The organism is Mycobacterium sp. 94-17, assembly GCF_035617725.1.
In the GTDB taxonomy this organism is placed as follows: domain Bacteria; phylum Actinomycetota; class Actinomycetes; order Mycobacteriales; family Mycobacteriaceae; genus Mycobacterium.
In genome coordinates this window covers 245,125-263,871 of record NZ_JAPIYN010000004.1, presented here as the reverse complement: position 1 = coordinate 263,871, position 18,747 = coordinate 245,125, and the positions used below count along the sequence as shown (strand labels likewise).

Here is an 18,747-nt window from a genome sequence, read left to right as displayed (position 1 = left end):
CCCTGCGCGGTATAGCGAAGGGCCGTCTTGGGTATTGGGAAGGAGGGGCGGCGTCAGTCGCATCTGCAGGGGGTTGGCGTAGGTGATCGAAAGCGAGCGCGCTGAAGTGACGGCCGGCAACGTGACCAGGCAATACGGTTTCGTCCACTCGGCGTCAATTTTCCATTCCCCCCAAGAGCTTTTGGAGCTGGTACGCCGCTTCGTCGGCGACGGTCTCGCGCTGGACGAGGCGATCCTGCTCGCCGCGCCCCCCGCGACGCTGGCGCTGTTGCGCGACGGGCTGTCCACCGGTGCCGACCTGCCCGCCGATGTGCGCATGGTCGACATCACCGAAGCGGCCCGCAACCCGAGCCGGTTCATGGCGATGCAGGGCGCGTTCATCGATGAGCACCCCGACCAGCGGGTGCGGATCGTCGGCCAACTCGCCTGGCCCGGCCGCACCGACGAGGAGTTCATCGCCTGCATGGAGCACGAGGCACTCGCCAACGAGGCCATGGACGGATACCCGGCGACCAGCCTGTGCCTCTACGACGCCGACCGGCTCGGCGGCGACGTGCTCTCCGACGCACGCGCGACGCATCCGCTGGTGTGGGAATGCGGTGGGCTGCAACGCAGTTCGGACTACGCCCCGGGCGACGTCCTGGAACGCTGCAACCGGCCGCTGACCGCCGGTCCCGGGGCCGTCACCTACATGGTCCGCAAGTCGGCCGACCTGCGGCCCGCGCGGTCCTTCGCCATCGACTACGCCGGCTGGATGGGGCTGTCCCAGGAAAGCATCGACGATCTGCAGTTGGTGGCCACCGAATTGGCCACCAACAGCCTGATGTACACCGGGGGCGCCTGCCGGCTGGCCTTCTGGCAGGACGACGGTCATCTGGTCTGCGAGGCACGAGACAGCGGACGATTCGACGACCCCATGGTGGGCCGCCTGGACCCGGGCCCGCGCGGTCCCGCGAGCCGCGGCCTGTATCTGGTCAACGCCATCTCGGACCTGGTGCGGACCCACACCACCCGGACCGGCACCACGATTCAGGCGTATCTGCGGTTCGAGGCCGCCGCGGGGCCGGCCGGATAAGCGGCGGGGGCCGGTTGCGGCGGCGCCATCTGTGGGTCTAATGTCATCGCTCGTGCGTGTCTTCGAGCGTGTCTTCGCGCCTGTCGTAGTAGCGAGCACCTGCAGCGGGGTCTGATTCTGACCGACCCCCCGCTGTGGGTCGGAAGCTACCGCCGTCGGTCACTTTCGCTGACTAGAGAAGACCGGCACCATGACTGTTCCAGAGCGCAATCCACAGAATTTCACTTCCGCCCGCAGGTGGTTCGGCGAACGCGTCGGCGTCGCGTTGCCCCGCGGCCTGCGCGAGCGGGCCGACACCATGTCTTGGGAGACCTTCGTCGCGACCTATGGACCCAACGCCGGCCCGCTGCGGCTGGGCCACTGGGAGTGCACCGACCTCGCGACCCGAATGAGCCCCGGCGCCCGCGGCTTTCGGGCGGTAATCGCCGTGGGCGATCGGATCAGCACCGTGACCGCCGCCGCCGGCGGCCCGATCGCGGCACTGACCGCGATGCTGCATGAGCGCGGGTTCGCCGTCGAGATCGTGCAGTTCCATCAGATGCAATCGTCAACCGGCAGCGCCACTTTCATCTGCGGCAGCGACGGCGTCCGCAGCGAGTGGGCGATGGGCTGGTCGGACGATGCGACTCAGTCGGCGCTGCGCGCCGTGATCGCCTGCGCCAACCGGCTGTTCGCGGCCGAATGAGTCCCGGACGTTCTACAGCGGGCGCAACACGATGGGCATGCCGTCCTTGGGCACCGGCATGCCGCCGTAATCCCACTCGCACTTGTAGCCCGGGCGGGGTGGCTCCAGCCGATACCTGCGCAGCAGGCGGTGCAGGATCGTCTTGATCTCCAGCTGCCCGAACGTCATCCCGATGCACTTGTGCGCGCCGCCACCGAACGGCGTGAACGCGTAGCGGTGCCGCTTGTGCTCGTTGCGTGGCTCGGTGAACCGCTCCGGGTCGAATGTCAGCGGGTCGGTCCACAATTCGGGCAGCCGGTGGTTCATGCCGGGGTAGGCGATGACGTTGGTGCCCTTCGGGATGTAGTAGCCGAGCAGCTCGGTGTCGCGCACGGTCTGGCGCATGGCCCACTGCACCGGCGTCACCAGACGGATCGACTCGTTCATTACCAGATCCAGCGTCTCCAGCTTCTCCAGCGCGTCGATGTCGAGCGGTCCGTCGCCCAGCCGATCCGACTCCTCGCGGCAGCGCTGCTGCCATTGCGGATGGGAGGCCAGGTGGTAGGCCATCGTGGTCACCGTCGAGGTGGAGGTGTCGTGCGCGGCCATCATCAAAAAGATCATGTGGTTGACGATGTCGTCGTCGGAGAACTTGTTGCCGTCGTCGTCTTCGGTCTGGCACAGCACCGACAACAGATCGGTGCCGGGGTTGGCGCGCTGCTCCTTGACCCGCTCGCGGAAGTAGTTCTCCAGCAGCTCGCGGGCCTTGAGGCCACGCCACCAGGTGAACGGCGGCACGGAGGTGCGGATGATCGCGTTGCCCGCGCGCGTGGTCACCGCGAACGCCTTGTTGATCTTGGTCACCAGCTCGTGGTCGGTGCCCGGCTCGTGACCCATGAACACCATCGACGCGATGTCGAGCGTCAGTTCCTTCATGGCCGGGTAGAGCAGGAAGCGGGCATCGTTGGGCACCCAGTCGTTGGCGATGGTCTGCGACACAACCTGGTCCATCTGCTCGACGTAGCTGACCAGGCGCGACCGGATGAAAGCCTCCTGCATGATGCGGCGATGGAACATGTGTTCCTCGAAGTCGAGCAGCATCAGGCCGCGGTTGAAGAACGGCCCGATGACCGGCACCCAACCCTGCTGGGAGTAGTCCTTGTTGCGGTTGGAGTAGATGACCTGCGCGGCGTCCGGGCCCAGGGCTGCGACACCCGGCAGGACGGGCGAGTCCCCGAAGACCACCGGACCCCTGGTGTTGTACATGTGCATCAGGTAGTCGGGCCCCCCGCGCAGCATCTCGATGATGTGCCCGAGGAGCGGCAGGCCCGCGTCGCCGACGACCGCTTTGAGCTCGCTGCCGGCTGGTGGCTCGGCGAGCGTCCGCTCCGGGAAGTCCGTGTTCAGCAGCCTGCGCTCGACCATCCCCATGCCGGGGAAGTTGTTGATCGAGGGTGTGAACCGGCGCCGCGCCTGGTCCAGCAGGTAATGCGGGGTGCTGATGGTGGCGGTCATAAACGCTCCTCTGCGTGCCCTCCGGTGACGGCCGTCACTGATTGATAACCTTCGCTGACAAACTTGACGGCTGTCAAGTTTGCTTTTTCTGTGGCGTGGTGCAAGGTCAGGGAGTGAGCAGCGACCCTGTCACTCCGGAGCCGGCGGCACGGCGGCGTGGTGACAAGCAGCGCCAGGCGATCCTGCAGGCGGTGCGAGAACTGCTGCAGGAAAAGCCCTTCGCCGAACTGTCGGTCAGCACCATCAGCATGCGGGCCGGGGTGGCGCGATCGGGCTTCTACTTCTACTTCGACTCCAAGTACGCGGTGCTGGCGCAACTGATGGCCGAGGCCGCCGAGGAACTCGAAGAACTCACCGAATACTTCGCCCCCCGGCTGGCCGGCGAATCGCCCGAGCAGTTCGCCAAGCGGATGGTCGGCAGCGCGGCGGCCGTCTACGCGCACAACGACCCCGTCGTGACCGCGTGCAACGAGGCCCGCAACACCGACGTCGAGATCCGCGAGATGCTGGATCAGCAGTTCGAGGTGGTGCTGGGTCAGATCGTCGGGATTGTGGAGGCCGAGATGAAGGCCGGGACGGCCATGCCGATCAGCGACGACCTGCCGATGCTGATCCGCACCCTGGCCGGCACCACTGCGCTGATGCTGACCGGCGACCCGATGCTGACCGGGCGCGACACCGACCGTGAGCGACGGGTGCGCGTCCTCGAGCAGTTGTGGCTGCACGCGTTGTGGGCCGGCCGTCCCTAGGGCGGTGCCACCGCCGGTATCGTCACGGCCATGGCGCAGAGGGGATCCGGGCGGTCTTTTGCGGGAAAGCGGTGCCTCGTCACGGGCGCGGCCAGCGGCATCGGCCGCGCCACGGCATTGCGGCTCGCCGCGCAGGGCGCAGAGCTCTATCTGACCGATCGCGACAGCGACGGTCTCGAACAGACCGTGGCCGACGCGCGCGCGCTGGGCGCGCGGGTTGCCGAGCACCGGGCGCTCGACATCGCCGACCACGACCAGGTGGCCGCCTTCGCCGCCGATGTCCACGCCGCGCATCCGAGCATGGACCTCGTGCTCAACATCGCCGGCGTATCGGCGTGGGGCACCGTCGACCGGCTGACCCACGAGCAGTGGCGCAAGATGATCGCCGTCAACCTGATGGGCCCGATCCACGTCATCGAGACCTTCGTCCCGCCGATGGTGGCGGCACGGCGCGGCGGCCATCTGGTCAACGTGTCCTCGGCGGCGGGGCTCGTCGCCCTGCCGTGGCATGCCGCCTACAGCGCCAGCAAGTACGGCTTGCGGGGCCTGTCCGAGGTGTTGCGCTTCGACCTCGCTCGCCACCGCATCGGGGTGTCGGTCGTGGTGCCGGGCGCGGTGAACACCCCGCTGGTGAACACCGTGGAGATCGCCGGGGTGGACCGGGAAGACCCCAACGTCGCCCGGTGGATCAGGCGGTTCGCCGGCCATGCCGTGACGCCGGAAAAGGCCGCAGAGAAGATCCTGGCCGGGGTGGCCAGGAACCGGTACCTGATCTACACGTCGGTCGACATCCGCGCGTTGTACGCCTTCAAAAGGCTTGCGTGGTGGCCCTATAGCGTCGCGATGCGTCAGGTGAACGTGATCTTCACCCGCGCGTTGCGGCCCGCCCCGCCGCCGCTAGTCCGGCATGACCAGCTCGAGGCGCACCCCGAGCAGGCGGACCGGCCGGTCGAGCTCGAATAGGTCGAGAACACGAAGGGTTGCTGCCACTATGGTGTCGCGATCGGTGCCGGGCGCGTCGAGCTTGCGAATCTTGGTGCGCGTGTAGAAGGTCGACGTTCGCACGGTCACCGCCACCCGGGTCACGGTCCGGCCTTCCGCCAACACGTCCGTCAGCGCCCGCTCGGCCAAATCCGTTACCGCCGCGTCCATCTCGGCGCGATCGGTGAGATCGCGCGGAAAGGTGACGACGTGGCTGCGCGAGCGCGGCACCCACGGCTCGGCGCTGACCCGACCGTCGCCGCCGCCCTTGGCCAACAGCAGCAGCCACAGCCCGGTGCGCGGCCCGAACGTGGCCGTCAGCAACTCCGCGTCGCAGTGAGCGAGTTGCGCTACCGTCGTAATCTCAATATCCGCAAGCTTTTTCGCCGTCTTGGGACCCACGCCCCACAGCGCGTCGACGGGACGGCCGGCCATCAGGGGCATCCAGTTCTCATCGGTGAGCACAAAGATGCCGCCCGGTTTCGCGAAGCCGGTGGCCACCTTGGCGCGCTGCTTGTTGTCGCTGATGCCGACCGAGCAGGACAGCCCGGTTTCGGTGGAGACGACGGCGCGGATGTGCTGCGCGACCTCGCCCGGGTCCCGCGCCGCCACCGCGACATAGGCCTCGTCCCAGCCCCAGACTTCGACCGGATGGCCCAGGTCGCGCAGCACCCCCATCACCTGGCCGGACGCCGCGTCGTAAGCGGCCGGGTCCGAGGGAAGGAAGGTCGCCTCGGGGCAGCGACGGGCGGCGGCCCGCAGCGGCATGCCCGCGCGCACACCGAACTCGCGGGCCTCATAGGAGGCGCAGGTGACGACCTTGCGCGGCTCGGTCGGATCGCCGCTGCCGCCGACAATGACCGGCCGTCCGGCCAATTCGGGGCGCCTGCGCAGCTCGACCGACGCCAGAAACTGGTCGAGGTCCACATGCAAGACCCAGGCCGGCGCCCCGGCGTTCATCGTCCGCAGAGCTTGCGCGCCAGGCTTTCCCACGCGTCGCCCAGTGTGGTCAGGGTATGACCGCCGTCGGCCAGTTGATGCTCGACGTAGTCCACGTCCAGTAGCGCGAGCAACGCGTCCGTCTGGGCGTCGAGGTCGCCGGTGGACTCTGCCGCCTTGAGCAGCATCCGCACGTGCGTGCGTAGCACCATGGCAGGTGCGTTGCGCCGACTTTGTGGGTCGCGGTTGGCCGCGGACAACAGTTCGCAGTGGTCGTGGGCGAACCGAATCCGCTCCCGGCCGAACGCGACCAGCCGATCGGCCGGCGGGGCTCCGGGTCCCAGGGGCGGCGGCCCGAACAGGAACGCCTGCTGAACGGCCTGTTCGTCCTCGTCCAGGAGCACCATCATCAGGCCGGCCCGGCTGCCGAAGCGGCGGAACAGCGTGCCTTTGCCGACTCCGGCGGCGGCGGCGATGTCGTCGGTGGTGACGGCGTCGGCGCCGCGCTCGGCGACCAGGTTGCGGGCGGCCGCCAGCAGCAGGGCGCGGTTTCGCGCCGCGTCGCCCCGCTCCTGGTGCACCACCTGCGGGGCGAACACGGGCAGCTCGGTCGACCGCTCGCTCACTCCTGCACTGTAACGCCGCCGGAATAAAGCGGACTAGAGTCCGGTTAGCTCGTGCGAGGATGTACGCAACGACCGAAGGGAAACTCGGACAGTGGCAATCAACATTTTGGCATTAGTGGGAAGCCTGCGGACGGCGTCGATCAACCGCCAGATCGCGGAGTTGGCGACGGCGGTCGCCAGCGGCGACGTGACGGTCACGATCTTCGAAGGGCTCGATGGGTTGCCGTTCTACAACGAAGAGATCGACGACGTGATGAACGCCGACGCGCCACCACTGGGCCCGGTGGCCGCGCTGCGCGCCGCGGCGGCCGGCGCCGACGCCGCCCTGGTGGTGACCCCCGAGTACAACGGCAGCTACCCGGCCGTCATCAAGAACGCGATCGACTGGCTGTCCCGGCCGTTCGGCGACGGCGCGCTGAAGGGCAAGCCGCTGGCGGTCATTGGCGGATCCTTCGGCCAGTACGGCGGGGTGTGGGCGCACGACGACACCCGCAAGTCCTTCGGCATCGCCGGAGCGCGGATCGTCGAGGACCTCAAGCTGTCCGTGCCGTTCAAAACCCTGCAGGGCAAGGCGCCCGCCGAGGACGCCGAACTGACGGCGAACGTGCGCGATGTGGTGGGCAAGCTGGCCGCCGAGGTCGGCTGATTGGCAGAAGTCGACAAGGCGCTCGCCGGGCGACCGGCGCTATCGCGATGACCCGATAGCACGAGCCGCCAGCCCCCGCCGGCGGCTTTGCTGGCCGGGGGTCGGGCCCGTCGCCGGCGGCGGTCATGTCGGTGGCCGCTGCTATACCCATGTGCAGAGGCGCTCACGCTCGGCCGTGTGATCTGCGACACGCCGAGCGGGTGTCTGAATTTGTTGACGACAGGGCTCACGACCAGGGAATTTCAAAAATGTTATTCAGAACATCTTGTATCTCGACAACTCGTCAGCCACTAGGTGTAGTGTTCCGAGCACCGGCAGATCCCAGGACCACCAAGCCCGCCAGACTGGGTGGACCCCCCGAAATCGGCGCCCACGGGTCGTTCGACCTCGACCGCCGCACGACGGGAATCAGGGAGCCTGACGGATCGCTGAACATAGCAAAGACGCAGTCCAAAAGTAGTTGCCAGTCCGTTGGGTCCCCTCTTCCGCAAAGGAGCGGCATTCTATGAGCATCACCGTGTACACCAAGCCGGCCTGTGTACAGTGCATCGCCACCTATAAGGCGCTGGACAAGCAGGGCATCGCCTACGACAAGGTCGACATCTCACTGGACGCCGAGGCGCGCGACTACGTGATGGCCCTGGGCTACCTGCAGGCCCCCGTCGTGGTCGCGGGCAACGACCACTGGTCCGGTTTCCGGCCCGACCGCATCAAGGCGCTCTCCGCGGCGGAACTCAGCGCTTAAGGCAACAGACGGGTAATAGGTCAGGTAAGGAGGTTGTGGTGTCCAACCTGGTCTATTTCTCGTCGGTGTCGGAGAACACCCACCGCTTCGTGGAGAAGCTGGGGATCCCCGCCACGCGGATACCCGTGCATGGCCGCATCGAGGTGGACCAGCCCTACGTCCTCGTGCTGCCCACCTACGGCGGTGGCCGGGCCACGCCCGACCTCAACGCCGGCGGTTACGTCCCCAAGCAGGTCATCGCCTTCTTGAACGACGAGCACAACCGGTCGTTGATCCGCGGCGTGATCGCCGCGGGCAACAACAACTTCGGCGCCGAATTCGCCTACGCGGGCAACGTGATCTCGCGCAAGTGCGGCGTTCCGTACCTCTACCGCTTCGAACTCATGGGAACCCAGGACGACGTGGACGCCGTCCGCGCGGGCTTAGCCAATTTCTGGAAGGAACAGACGTGTCACCAACCGTCGCTGCAGAGCCTGTAACCACCGGAGCCCACGCACTGCCGGGGGAGACGGATTATCACGCGCTCAACGCGATGCTGAATCTGTACGACGCGGACGGCAAGATCCAGTTCGACAAGGACCGCGAGGCCGCGCACCAGTACTTCCTGCAGCACGTCAACCAGAACACGGTGTTCTTCCACAATCAGGACGAGAAGCTCGACTACCTGATCAAGGAGAACTATTACGAGCGTGAGGTTCTCGACCAGTACAGCCGCAACTTCGTCAAGACGCTGCTGGACCGCGCCTATGCCAAGAAGTTCCGGTTCCCGACGTTTCTGGGCGCGTTCAAGTACTACACCTCCTACACGCTGAAGACGTTCGACGGTAAGCGATACCTGGAGCGCTTCGAGGACCGCGTGGTCATGGTCGCGCTGACGCTGGCCGCCGGCGACACCGTCCTGGCCGAGAAGCTCGTCGACGAGATCATCGACGGGCGATTCCAGCCGGCCACCCCGACCTTCCTGAACTCGGGCAAGAAGCAACGCGGCGAGCCGGTGAGCTGCTTTCTGCTGCGCATCGAAGACAACATGGAATCGATCGGGCGGTCCATCAACTCCGCGCTGCAGCTGTCCAAGCGCGGTGGGGGAGTCGCGTTGCTGCTCAGCAACATTCGTGAGCACGGCGCCCCGATCAAGAACATCGAGAACCAGAGCTCGGGTGTCATCCCGATCATGAAGCTGCTCGAGGACTCGTTCTCCTACGCCAACCAGCTCGGGGCCCGCCAGGGCGCGGGCGCGGTGTACCTGCACGCGCACCACCCCGACATCTACCGGTTCCTGGACACCAAGCGCGAGAACGCTGACGAGAAGATCCGCATCAAGACGCTGAGCCTGGGCGTGGTGATTCCCGACATCACCTTCGAGCTGGCCAAGAAAAACGAGGACATGTACCTGTTCTCGCCGTATGACGTCGAGCGCGTCTACGGTGTGCCGTTCGCCGACATCTCGGTGACCGAGAAGTACCACGAGATGGTCAACGACGGCCGGATCCGCAAGTCGAAGATCAAGGCGCGCGAGTTCTTCCAGACGCTGGCCGAGCTGCAGTTCGAGTCCGGCTACCCGTACATCATGTACGAGGACACGGTGAACCGGGCCAACCCGATCGACGGCAAGATCACCCACTCGAACCTGTGCTCGGAGATCCTGCAGGTGTCCACGCCGTCGATTTTCAACGAGGATTTGACGTATGCCAAAGTGGGCAAGGACATTTCGTGCAACTTGGGGTCGCTGAACATCGCCAAGACGATGGACTCGCCCGACTTCGCGCAGACCATCGAGGTCGCGATCCGCGCCCTGACGGCGGTGAGCGATCAGACGCACATCTGGTCGGTGCCCTCAATCGAGCAGGGCAACAACGAGTCTCACGCGATCGGGCTCGGGCAGATGAACCTGCACGGCTACCTGGCCCGCGAACGCATCCTCTACGGCTCCGAAGAGGGCGTCGACTTCACCAACATCTACTTCTACACCGTGCTCTACCACGCGCTGCGCGCATCGAACCGCATCGCGATCGAACGGGGCAGCAAGTTCGGCGGCTTCGAGAAGTCGAAGTACGCCTCGGGTGAATTCTTCGACAAGTACACCGAGCAGGTGTGGGAGCCGGCCACCCCACGGGTCCGCGAAATCTTCGCCGAGGCCGGCATTCGCATTCCGACACAAGAGGATTGGCAACGGCTCAAGGAATCGGTGCAGCAGCACGGCATCTACAACCAGAACCTGCAGGCCGTGCCGCCGACCGGATCGATCAGCTACATCAACAACTCGACCAGCTCGATCCACCCGGTGGCGAGCAAGATAGAGATCCGCAAGGAAGGCAAGATCGGCCGCGTCTACTACCCGGCGCCGTATCTGACCAACGACAACCTGGAGTACTACCAGGACGCCTACGAGATCGGCTACGAGAAGATCATCGACACCTACGCCGCGGCCACCCAGCATGTGGACCAGGGGCTGTCGCTGACGCTGTTCTTCAAGGACACCGCCACCACCCGCGACGTGAACAAGGCGCAGATCTACGCCTGGCGCAAGGGAATCAAGACGCTCTACTACATCCGGTTGCGTCAGATGGCTCTGGAGGGAACCGAGGTCGAAGGCTGCGTGTCCTGCATGCTGTAAATGCTCGCGCCGAGTGTGGATGTAGCGACGGCTGCCCGGGGTGTCGCGTCGTGCAATTCACACTCGGCGGGGCGCACGGGCCCGGTCTGCCCAGGTCAGCAGGCCTGACGGAGTAAGGTGCCTGACGTGGTGAGAATTCCTCGACCTGCTAGGCCCCACCCCAGCGTCAAACCTGGGGCCAAGGTCGACGCGCGCAGCGAACGTTGGCGCGAGCACCGCAAGAAGGTGCGCAGCGAGATCGTCGATGCGGCGTTCCGCGCGATCGATCGCCTCGGGCCCGAGCTGTCCGTGCGGGAAATCGCCGAGGAGGCCGGCACCGCCAAACCGAAGATCTACCGGCATTTCCACGACAAATCCGATCTGTTCCACGCGATCGGGGAGCGGCTGCGCGACATGCTGTGGGCGGCGATCTTCCCGTCCATCGACCTGAAAACCGACTCGGCGCGCGAGGTGATCCGGCGCAGTGTCGAGGAGTACGTGATCCTGGTGGACAAGCACCCCAACGTGCTGCGCGTGTTCATCCAGGGCAGGTCGGCGGCCAGCCCCCAAATTCTCGACGAGGGACGCGGGATCACGCTGGCCGTGGCCGACATGTTCGACAACGAGCTGCGCGACATGGAGCTCGACCACGCCGCCGTGGAACTGGCCGGGCACGCGGCCTTCGGCTGTGCCGCGTCGGCCACCGAGTGGTGGCTGGGCCCAGAACCGGAGAGCCCGCGCCTGATGTCGCGTGAGCAGTTCGTCGCGCACCTGGCGACCATCATGATGGGGGTGATCGTCGGCACCGCCGAGGCGCTCGGCATCACGATGGACCCTGACCTGCCGATTCACGACATGGTGACCGTCAAGCCCGCTGCGGGCTGAGTGGGCCGCGGCGTTGACAAGCGCCGCGGCCATCGATCACACTCGTCCCAACCGATACCCTCGGTACTGGGTATCTGCGTCAGTCGGGGGCCGTAGCCGAAGACGCCGGCCCGCGCCGACCCGAGACAGGCCTGGATAGAAGGATCATCGACCGTGACCGACGTCGTGACACAAACCGAGACAACCCCCGGGGCCACCGCCCACCAGCCCGTGCACACGCGCGCCCTCATCATCGGGACCGGATTCTCCGGCCTGGGGATGGCGATCGCGCTGCAGAAGCAGGGCGTGGGATTCGTCATCCTGGAAAAGGCCGACGACATCGGCGGCACCTGGCGAGACAACACCTACCCGGGATGCGCCTGCGACATCCCGTCGCACCTGTACTCCTTCTCGTTCGAGCCCAAGCCCGACTGGAAGAACCCGTTCTCTTTTCAGCCCGAGATCTGGGATTACCTCAAAGGGGTCACGGACAAGTACGGCCTGCGCCGTTATGTCGAATTCAACTCACTGGTCGACCGCGCCCACTGGGACGATGACGAGAACCGCTGGCACGTGTTCACCACCGACGGGCGCGAATACGTCGCACAGTTCCTGATTTCCGGTGCCGGTGCGCTGCACATCCCGTCCTTCCCGGAGATCGAGGGCCGAGACGAATTCACCGGTCCCGCTTTCCATTCCGCGGAGTGGGACCACAGCGTCGACCTGACCGGCAAGCGGGTGGCGATCATCGGCACCGGCGCCAGCGCGATCCAGATCGTGCCGGAGATCGTCGGGCAGGTCGCCGAACTTCAGCTCTACCAGCGCACCCCGCCGTGGGTGGTGCCGCGGTCCAACCCCGAGATCCCACCGCGGCTGCGGGCGGCGATGCAGAACGTGCCCGGGCTGCGGGCGTTGACACGCCTGGTCATCTACTGGGGTCAGGAGGCGCTGGCGTTCGGCATGACCAAGCGGCCTAATGCGCTGAAATTCATTGAGCTGTACTCGAAGTACAACATCCGGCGCTCGGTGAAGGATCGCGAGCTGCGGCGCAAGCTGACCCCGAACTACCGCATCGGCTGCAAGCGAATCCTGAACTCCACCACCTATTACCGCGCGGTCGCGGACCCGAAGACCGAGCTGGTCACCGACCGTATCTCCCGGATCACCGCCGACGGCATCGTCACCGCGGACGGCACACACCGCCAGGCCGACGTGATCGTGTATGCCACCGGCTTCCACGTCACCGACTCCTACACCTACGTCCAGATCAAGGGACTCCACGGCGAGGACCTGGTGGACCGCTGGAACCGCGAGGGCATCGGCGCGCACCGTGGCATCACCGTCGCGGACGTCCCCAACCTGTTCTTCCTGCTGGGCCCCAACACGGGCTTGGGGCACAACTCGGTGGTGTTCATGATCGAATCCCAGATCCGTTATGTCGCAGACGCGATCGCGACGTGCGACAAGATGGGCGCACGGGCGCTGGCCCCGACCCGCGCCGCCCAGGACAAGTTCAACGACGATCTGCAACGCAGGCTCGGCCCGTCGGTGTGGAACAGCGGCGGCTGCAGCAGTTGGTATCTGGACGAGCACGGCAAGAACACCGTGCTCTGGGGCGGCTACACCTGGGAGTACTGGCGCGCGACCCGCTCGGTCAAGCCGGAGGAATACCAGTTCTTCGGCGTGAAGACGGGCAGGCGCGCGGCCGCCTCCTGACCGCAGCCGCCCGAATCATCTTCTGCTGCTAAGGAGTTTGACGAACAGCTGCGCGGCCCCGTCCACGCCGGCGTCGTCGTCGGTGGCCACCAGGTCCAGCAGCAGCCCGCGTACGACGGCCAGTCCGAGCCGCGCCAGCGCGGGCTCGACCGTACCGTCGGCGACCTCGTCTGCCTCGTGCAGCCAGGCCTCGACGGCGCCGGGAACCATTCGCGCGAAAGGCTTTTCGCCCTGAGCGGCGCGAGAGTAGCACTCGAAGAACAGCCGCTCGGCCTGGCGCAGCTCGGGCCGCCGTAGGTGGGCCCACATGGCGGCGAAGCTCTCGGCGGGGTCGGTGGGCAGTTCGGGCAGCAGCGCCATCTGACGGCGCTCGACCTCGTCAACCATCGCCAGGAGCAGGTCTTCCCGAGAACCGAAGTGATGCAGCAACATTCGGTGACTGGTCCCGACGGCGGCCGCCACGTCGCGCAGCGAGCGGTCACCGACGCCGCCGGTGGCGAACTCGGCGACGAGCGACTCGAGGAGTTGCCGACGACGCCCGGCGTCAGGAGTGCGCGCCATCGGCGCGGCTGAGCCGCTCGGAGCGGGCCTTGAGGCCCTGGGCCTCCAGGGCGAGGAAGCGCTTGGTCTTGTTGAGCATCAGCCGTCCGACCAGACCACCCAGGACGCCACGCTGGTCGAGTTGCTGGCGCACCAGCGTGCCGCCACCGGGCCGCGGGATGACATGGTGGCGGGCCGTCACCCGCGCCCCGGGAGCGCTTTGCACCCAGGTCCACGACCTGCCGGGGTCGATCTCGGTGACCTCCCAGACCAGCTTCGGCATGCCGGGCTGTTTGATCGCGAACCGTCTGCCGACGGCCAGGGAGCCGGAGTCCAGTCCGACCAGGGAGTTCACCGACGCGGTCCAGTCCGACCAGTGCTCGACGTCGCTGAACACCTCCCAGACCCGTTGTGGCGGCGCGTCGATCTCGACGCTGTCTTCGGTAATCATGTACCATATGGTACATGAAATGCCGTGTCCCGAACAGGGGCCTGCGCTTCCCGTTGCGAATCCCGTCCGCGCGGACCACCTTGAAACGGGCGACGATCGCCGCGTCACATCCGTGACGTCCCGATCGTCTAGAGAACGACCGTCCACCGTCCGCCGTTCGTCGAAAGGAGTCGCAACCATGCGCCCAGCCGTCACCGCAACCGACCGTTCCCAGCGCACCCGCTCATTCGCGCGGGTGCTGGGGCCGTTCATCGCCGTGGTACCCGCGATCGTGGCGATCAGGGCGGGAAGCATCGGCAACGTGCTGTCCAGTTTCTCGACAGACCTGATGTGGCCGTGGGTACTGGGCGCGCTGCTGTTCTTCTGCGGCCTGTTCATCGTGGCGTTTCACCAGTATTGGCGCAGCGTTGCCGCCGCGATCGTCTCACTGTTCGGCTGGTTTTTGCTGTTGCGGGGTTTGACGTTGCTCGCCGTGCCACAGCTGATCGTCAAGGGGGCCGAAAACGCCACCCAAACATCGGGTCCTGCCGTCGGCGTCGTGCGGGTCGGGTTTGGCCTGCTGGCATTGTGCGGTCTCTACCTGGCATACGTCGGCTGGCTCAAGAGGCCCGACTGATTCATGCGCGATCAGGGCGCCGAACCGTAGGCCCGTCGCGCGGCACAACGCGTCATACTGGAGCGGCGGTCAATCCGGAGCCGGAGACGGGGCACGACACGCAAACACAAGTTCTTGTGTTCCACGGCGTTGTCGGACCCCAGGGGTAGTGTCGGAAGCCTGGAATCTATCCGGCAAAACAGTGGGTGAAGTGGGGTTCTGGTGACCGAAAACATGAAGCTGATCGACCGCGTTTCGGCGATCAACTGGAACCGGCTGCACGACGAAAAAGACGCCGAGGTCTGGGACCGGCTCACCGGCAATTTCTGGCTGCCCGAGAAGGTGCCGGTCTCCAACGACCTGCCGTCGTGGGGCACGCTGACCGCCCACGAAAAGCAGATGACCATGCGGGTCTTCACCGGTCTGACGCTGCTGGACACCATCCAGGGCACCGTCGGGGCGGTCAGCCTCATCCCGGACGCGCTGACCCCGCACGAAGAGGCCGTCTACACGAACATCGCGTTCATGGAGTCGGTGCACGCGCGCAGCTACAGCAACATCTTCTCCACACTGTGCTCGACCGCCGAGATCGATGACGCCTTCCGCTGGTCGGAGGAGAACCCCAACCTGCAGCGCAAGGCCGAGATCGTCATGCAGTACTACAAGGGCGACGAGCCGCTCAAGCGCAAGGTCGCCTCCACGCTGCTGGAGAGCTTCCTGTTCTACTCCGGCTTCTACCTGCCGATGTACTGGTCGAGCCGGGCCAAGCTGACCAACACCGCCGACATGATCCGGCTGATCATCCGCGACGAGGCCGTGCACGGTTACTACATCGGCTACAAGTACCAGCGCGGCCTGGCGCTGGTCGACGACGAGCGCAAGCAGGAGCTCAAGGACTACACCTACGAATTGCTCTTCGAGCTCTACGACAACGAGGTGGAGTACACCCAGGATCTCTACGACGAAGTCGGGCTCACCGAAGACGTCAAAAAGTTCTTGCGCTACAACGCAAACAAGGCGCTGATGAACCTCGGCTACGAGGCGCTATTCCCGCGCGACGAGACCGACGTCAACCCGGCGATCCTGTCCGCGCTGTCACCCAACGCCGACGAGAATCACGACTTCTTCTCCGGGTCGGGCTCGAGCTACGTGATCGGCAAGGCCGTCGTCACCGAGGACGAGGACTGGGACTTCTAACGTCCAGGCGCGCAGCAGCGCGGATTCGTCAGGTCAGGGCGCCGCTACCCGCTCCGTTCGTCGGTGCCGCTCGACCCACTGCGCAAGCCGGATCGCGAGAGGGCGCCGGCCGGCCCAGCGCAGGCCTGCCATCCTCCACCGCTCGGTGACACCCATGCGCGACCAGTGTCGTCTGCCGGCGGCGGACAAACGTCGGTCAGCCATCACGACGTCTGGCAGGGACGCGGCGGCATGTCCCGCATACGCATCTTCCAGATCGGCCGCAAGAAGCGGATGTCCGAGCCTCCGCGCGAGCTCGACGACGCGCCCACCCAGCTCGGCGGCACGTTCGCGGGCTCGCGCGGGATTCGCATAGGCGCCGGCAAGGTCGAGGTGGTCCTCCAATTCGTTGGCGAGCCGCAGCAGGAGAAGCTGCCGCGCCGCCGGAGGGGCAGTCGCCAGCCCCGCAAGATGCGCATCGAGGGCACGTGCGGTTCCCCACGGCAGGTGGTGATACTCCCAGACCAGACGCTCCGCCCCCGCGCCCACCTCGCGCGCCAGCAGCGAGCGCTGCGCCGGACGGACACGGCGGTCACTGCCGTCGAACGCGTGCAGGATGTAGGCCGCGTGCAGCAGGGCGGCGGCCACCGCATCGACCGGCGCGTCCTCGCCGAGCGCGATGCTCGCGGTGCCTGTCAGGTGGCAGAGAAAAGGCACGCCCTGCGAGCGGTGCATACCGAAGGTCAGCTGGGCGGCGAGATCATGGGCCGCCTTGAGCCGGCACAGCGCCTCGGCGTCCATGCCGCAGGCGATCGCCTGGTTCATGAGCTGTGGATACGTGCGCGCCACGTCCCTCATCGAATTCCCCCGCCCTGCGTCTGTGGATCAACTACCGGTGCAGTCCGCCCAAACTCGGCGTTCAAACACTGACCCCATTGGCCTGACCGTATACCCGAATGTCTTGCAATTCATTACTCGCAGTATGGCGGTCCAGGCCTCATGAGTTATGCGATTCGTGGCAAGCTCCCGCAGGCCTGGCAGCGGCATCGGGATCGGCCAATCGGGCCTGGCAGGCGCACCGCGTCTGGGAAGATGCTCACGCCCAGGTCGCCGGCGAGGGAGGCGTGCAGCCACATTGCTCGAAGTGATCGACAAGGGATCTACCACCCGGACGCACCCCGTCCCTCTCCTCTTCGTCCACGGCGCTTCCGCCGCCGCGTGGTGCTGGGAGGTGCACTTCCTGGACTACTTCGCCGGCAGGGGCTACCGGGCCGTGGCGCTGAGCCTTCGTGGTCACGGCGCCAGCACCTTGTCCGAGCCTCTCGACTCCTGCTCCCTGGCCGACTACGTGGATGACGTAGACACCGTCGTCGGTGAACTCGGTTCCCCACCGGTGCTCATCGGTCACTCCCTGGGCTGCTGGGTGGTACTCAAGTACCTGGTGCTGCACGCAGCTCCAGCCGGGATCCTCATGGCACCAGGCACGCCGCAAGGATTGCGGCGCTGGGCATTTCGTTCGATCCGCCGTCATCCCTGGGTTTTTCTGCGCGCCAATACCGTCGGGAGTCTGCACGACATCTTCAACACCCCCGCCCTGGCCCGCGAATTCTGTTTCTCCGGGAGCACCCCAGAGGCCGTCGTCGAATCCTGCGCTGCCCGTTTGGGACCCGAAAGTCGGCGCGTGACAAAAGATTTGATGAAGCAACTCCCCGGCGCCGGGCTCGTGAATGCCCCGATGCTCGTCCTCGGAGCAGAAGACGACGGCATGCGAGTCGACGGGGATGCGCTCGCGGTGGCGCAGGCTTACCAATCGGAAATTGAGATGTTTCCCGGAATGGGGCACGTGATGATGCTGGAGCCGGGATGGCAGGCAGTCGCCGAGCGAATCGGCGACTGGCTCACAGCGCGGGGGCTATGAGGGCGGCGGCCTGGTCAGGGCTGGCGTGGATGCGCCTGTCCAGACACATGTTGTGGTCGCGTCGGCGAATAGAGCCTCGGCGCGAACGTCGCCATCACCGGCCAGCGCACCTTGACCCCGCCGGCCACCGGCATGCGGATGGTGAAGTAAATGAGTTGCACGTCCAGGCCGACTTGGAGGCGCACCTCTTTGAGGGGCTCGGCGCGCACGCCCATGCCCAAGCCGCGCAGGCGCGCGGCGATGCCGCGTTCGAAAAACTCGGCTGGGTCTGACGGCCTCGAATCCCTCGGTACCGGCTTGCTCTGGCTGCCGGCAGCCGCGGAAGCGTTGAGCTTCCGGTTCTTCGCGGTCGGAGTCGTCATGGCTCGACTGTACTCTGCGCGACCGGCGCCGACCCGGTCGCCAAGATGTCGATGCAGGCAGCGAGCAGGCAGGACGGGATCTGTCCGGGTGAACGGCGTATGAATTGTCTGCACGCGGTTGCGCCGCAGTAGCGCGGCGACGCGGCTGCCCTGACACTGTTGGGGTGACGAATACCGCCGCCTCTCAAACCAGCAACTTCTGCCGCTCTGTGCTGCGCTGGCTGCGCGCCGGCTACCCCGAGGGTGTCCCCGGGCCCGACCGGGTGCCCCTGCTGGCGCTGCTGCGCAGCACGCCCCTGACCGAAGAACAGATCGCCGAGGTGGTGCACAACCTCACTGCGCAGGGATCGCCGGCGGTGGCTGACGGGGTGATCGACCGCGACGAGATCGCCCAGTTCATCTCTGACGTGACGCAGTACGACGCCGGGCCCGAGAACATCATTCGGGTGGCCGCCACGCTGGCCGCCGTCGGATGGCCGCTGGCCGGCATCGACGTCAGCGAGGTCATCCCCGGTGACGAGTGGGGAGAGGCCGCGGAGATCGCCGCGCGCATCGCGGCAGCCAAGAGCGCTCCGGGCGTCTTGCCGTAGGG

General features: G+C 66.3%; 21 protein-coding genes. 14 read left to right on the top strand and 7 right to left on the bottom strand.

The annotated features are described in order from the left end of the window. The first annotated feature begins 82 nt into the window (after positions 1 to 82). A complete protein-coding gene (locus tag OQ789_RS07535) occupies positions 83 to 1,075 on the top strand; it encodes a sensor histidine kinase (protein ID WP_324684623.1) in 993 nt (330 codons plus the stop codon). A gap of 190 nt (positions 1,076 to 1,265) precedes the next feature. Beyond that, positions 1,266 to 1,760 (top strand): homocitrate synthase, encoded by a 495-nt coding sequence (locus OQ789_RS07530; protein ID WP_324684622.1) that lies wholly within the window; start codon positions 1,266 to 1,268, stop codon positions 1,758 to 1,760. Positions 1,761 to 1,772: 12 nt separating this feature from the next. On the opposite strand, the gene OQ789_RS07525 is transcribed toward OQ789_RS07530, so the two are convergent. Next, positions 1,773 to 3,254 carry a cytochrome P450 gene (locus OQ789_RS07525; protein ID WP_324684620.1) on the bottom strand — a complete coding sequence of 494 codons (1,482 nt, stop codon included), beginning with the start codon at positions 3,252 to 3,254 and terminating at the stop codon, positions 1,773 to 1,775. Between the two features lie 113 nt (positions 3,255 to 3,367). On the opposite strand from OQ789_RS07525, the gene OQ789_RS07520 reads away from it, so the two are divergent. Next, the gene (locus tag OQ789_RS07520) at positions 3,368 to 4,003 is read left to right on the top strand and encodes a helix-turn-helix domain-containing protein (protein ID WP_324684619.1); all 636 of its coding nucleotides are present in this window, start codon (positions 3,368 to 3,370) and stop codon (positions 4,001 to 4,003) included. Positions 4,004 to 4,033: 30 nt separating this feature from the next. Next, positions 4,034 to 4,966, top strand: a complete 933-nt coding sequence (locus OQ789_RS07515) for an SDR family oxidoreductase (RefSeq protein WP_324684618.1) — start codon at positions 4,034 to 4,036, stop codon at positions 4,964 to 4,966. On the opposite strand, the gene OQ789_RS07510 is transcribed toward OQ789_RS07515, so the two are convergent. Next, positions 4,901 to 5,944 carry a DNA polymerase IV gene (locus OQ789_RS07510; protein WP_324684693.1) on the bottom strand — a complete coding sequence of 348 codons (1,044 nt, stop codon included), beginning with the start codon at positions 5,942 to 5,944 and terminating at the stop codon, positions 4,901 to 4,903. The genes OQ789_RS07515 and OQ789_RS07510 overlap by 66 nt on opposite strands. Further along, on the bottom strand, positions 5,941 to 6,549 hold the full coding sequence (locus tag OQ789_RS07505) for a helix-turn-helix domain-containing protein (RefSeq protein WP_324684616.1): 609 nt from the start codon (positions 6,547 to 6,549) through the stop codon (positions 5,941 to 5,943). Before OQ789_RS07505 ends, OQ789_RS07510 begins: the two co-directional genes overlap by 4 nt. Before the next feature lie 91 nt (positions 6,550 to 6,640). Here OQ789_RS07505 and OQ789_RS07500 point away from each other — a divergent pair, with 91 nt between their 5' ends. The 6 genes from OQ789_RS07500 (at position 6,641) to OQ789_RS07475 (ending at position 13,113) form a co-directional block, all read left to right on the top strand. Beyond that, complete coding sequence (locus tag OQ789_RS07500; RefSeq protein ID WP_324684615.1) at positions 6,641 to 7,195, top strand: NAD(P)H-dependent oxidoreductase; 555 nt, start codon at positions 6,641 to 6,643, stop codon at positions 7,193 to 7,195. A gap of 505 nt (positions 7,196 to 7,700) precedes the next feature. Then, positions 7,701 to 7,940: a glutaredoxin-like protein NrdH gene (gene nrdH, locus OQ789_RS07495; protein WP_324684613.1), complete on the top strand. Its 240-nt coding sequence runs from the start codon at positions 7,701 to 7,703 to the stop codon at positions 7,938 to 7,940. Positions 7,941 to 7,978: 38 nt separating this feature from the next. Further along, positions 7,979 to 8,419, top strand: a complete 441-nt coding sequence (gene nrdI, locus OQ789_RS07490) for a class Ib ribonucleoside-diphosphate reductase assembly flavoprotein NrdI (protein WP_324684612.1) — start codon at positions 7,979 to 7,981, stop codon at positions 8,417 to 8,419. Beyond that, the gene (nrdE, locus tag OQ789_RS07485) at positions 8,389 to 10,554 is read left to right on the top strand and encodes a class 1b ribonucleoside-diphosphate reductase subunit alpha (protein WP_324684611.1); all 2,166 of its coding nucleotides are present in this window, start codon (positions 8,389 to 8,391) and stop codon (positions 10,552 to 10,554) included. Before nrdI ends, nrdE begins: the two co-directional genes overlap by 31 nt. Before the next feature lie 126 nt (positions 10,555 to 10,680). Further along, positions 10,681 to 11,418, top strand: coding sequence for a TetR/AcrR family transcriptional regulator (locus OQ789_RS07480; protein ID WP_324684610.1), 738 nt, complete (start codon positions 10,681 to 10,683; stop codon positions 11,416 to 11,418). A gap of 153 nt (positions 11,419 to 11,571) precedes the next feature. Continuing rightward, positions 11,572 to 13,113 carry an NAD(P)/FAD-dependent oxidoreductase gene (locus OQ789_RS07475; protein WP_324684608.1) on the top strand — a complete coding sequence of 514 codons (1,542 nt, stop codon included), beginning with the start codon at positions 11,572 to 11,574 and terminating at the stop codon, positions 13,111 to 13,113. Between the two features lie 15 nt (positions 13,114 to 13,128). On the opposite strand, the gene OQ789_RS07470 is transcribed toward OQ789_RS07475, so the two are convergent. Together OQ789_RS07470 and OQ789_RS07465 are read right to left on the bottom strand one after the other, a co-directional pair. After that, positions 13,129 to 13,674 carry a TetR/AcrR family transcriptional regulator gene (locus tag OQ789_RS07470; protein WP_324684607.1) on the bottom strand — a complete coding sequence of 182 codons (546 nt, stop codon included), beginning with the start codon at positions 13,672 to 13,674 and terminating at the stop codon, positions 13,129 to 13,131. After that, on the bottom strand, positions 13,658 to 14,104 hold the full coding sequence (locus OQ789_RS07465) for an SRPBCC family protein (RefSeq protein ID WP_324684606.1): 447 nt from the start codon (positions 14,102 to 14,104) through the stop codon (positions 13,658 to 13,660). Before OQ789_RS07465 ends, OQ789_RS07470 begins: the two co-directional genes overlap by 17 nt. Positions 14,105 to 14,282: 178 nt before the next feature. Here OQ789_RS07465 and OQ789_RS07460 point away from each other — a divergent pair, with 178 nt between their 5' ends. Both OQ789_RS07460 and nrdF read left to right on the top strand, forming a co-directional pair. Then, positions 14,283 to 14,720 (top strand): hypothetical protein, encoded by a 438-nt coding sequence (locus tag OQ789_RS07460; RefSeq protein WP_324684605.1) that lies wholly within the window; start codon positions 14,283 to 14,285, stop codon positions 14,718 to 14,720. A 201-nt stretch (positions 14,721 to 14,921) separates the two neighbouring features. Then, a complete protein-coding gene (nrdF, locus tag OQ789_RS07455) occupies positions 14,922 to 15,896 on the top strand; it encodes a class 1b ribonucleoside-diphosphate reductase subunit beta (protein WP_324684604.1) in 975 nt (324 codons plus the stop codon). Between the two features lie 33 nt (positions 15,897 to 15,929). On the opposite strand, the gene OQ789_RS07450 is transcribed toward nrdF, so the two are convergent. Continuing rightward, positions 15,930 to 16,700 (bottom strand): DUF6817 domain-containing protein, encoded by a 771-nt coding sequence (locus tag OQ789_RS07450; RefSeq protein ID WP_324684602.1) that lies wholly within the window; start codon positions 16,698 to 16,700, stop codon positions 15,930 to 15,932. Positions 16,701 to 17,010: 310 nt separating this feature from the next. Between OQ789_RS07450 and OQ789_RS07445 the strand changes: the two genes are divergently transcribed. After that, positions 17,011 to 17,793, top strand: a complete 783-nt coding sequence (locus tag OQ789_RS07445; RefSeq protein WP_324684600.1) for an alpha/beta hydrolase — start codon at positions 17,011 to 17,013, stop codon at positions 17,791 to 17,793. Positions 17,794 to 17,807: 14 nt separating this feature from the next. On the opposite strand, the gene OQ789_RS07440 is transcribed toward OQ789_RS07445, so the two are convergent. Beyond that, on the bottom strand, positions 17,808 to 18,155 hold the full coding sequence (locus tag OQ789_RS07440; RefSeq protein WP_324684598.1) for a hypothetical protein: 348 nt from the start codon (positions 18,153 to 18,155) through the stop codon (positions 17,808 to 17,810). Positions 18,156 to 18,319: 164 nt separating this feature from the next. On the opposite strand from OQ789_RS07440, the gene OQ789_RS07435 reads away from it, so the two are divergent. Then, positions 18,320 to 18,745, top strand: coding sequence for a DUF3349 domain-containing protein (locus OQ789_RS07435; RefSeq protein ID WP_324684596.1), 426 nt, complete (start codon positions 18,320 to 18,322; stop codon positions 18,743 to 18,745). Positions 18,746 to 18,747 lie beyond the last annotated feature (2 nt).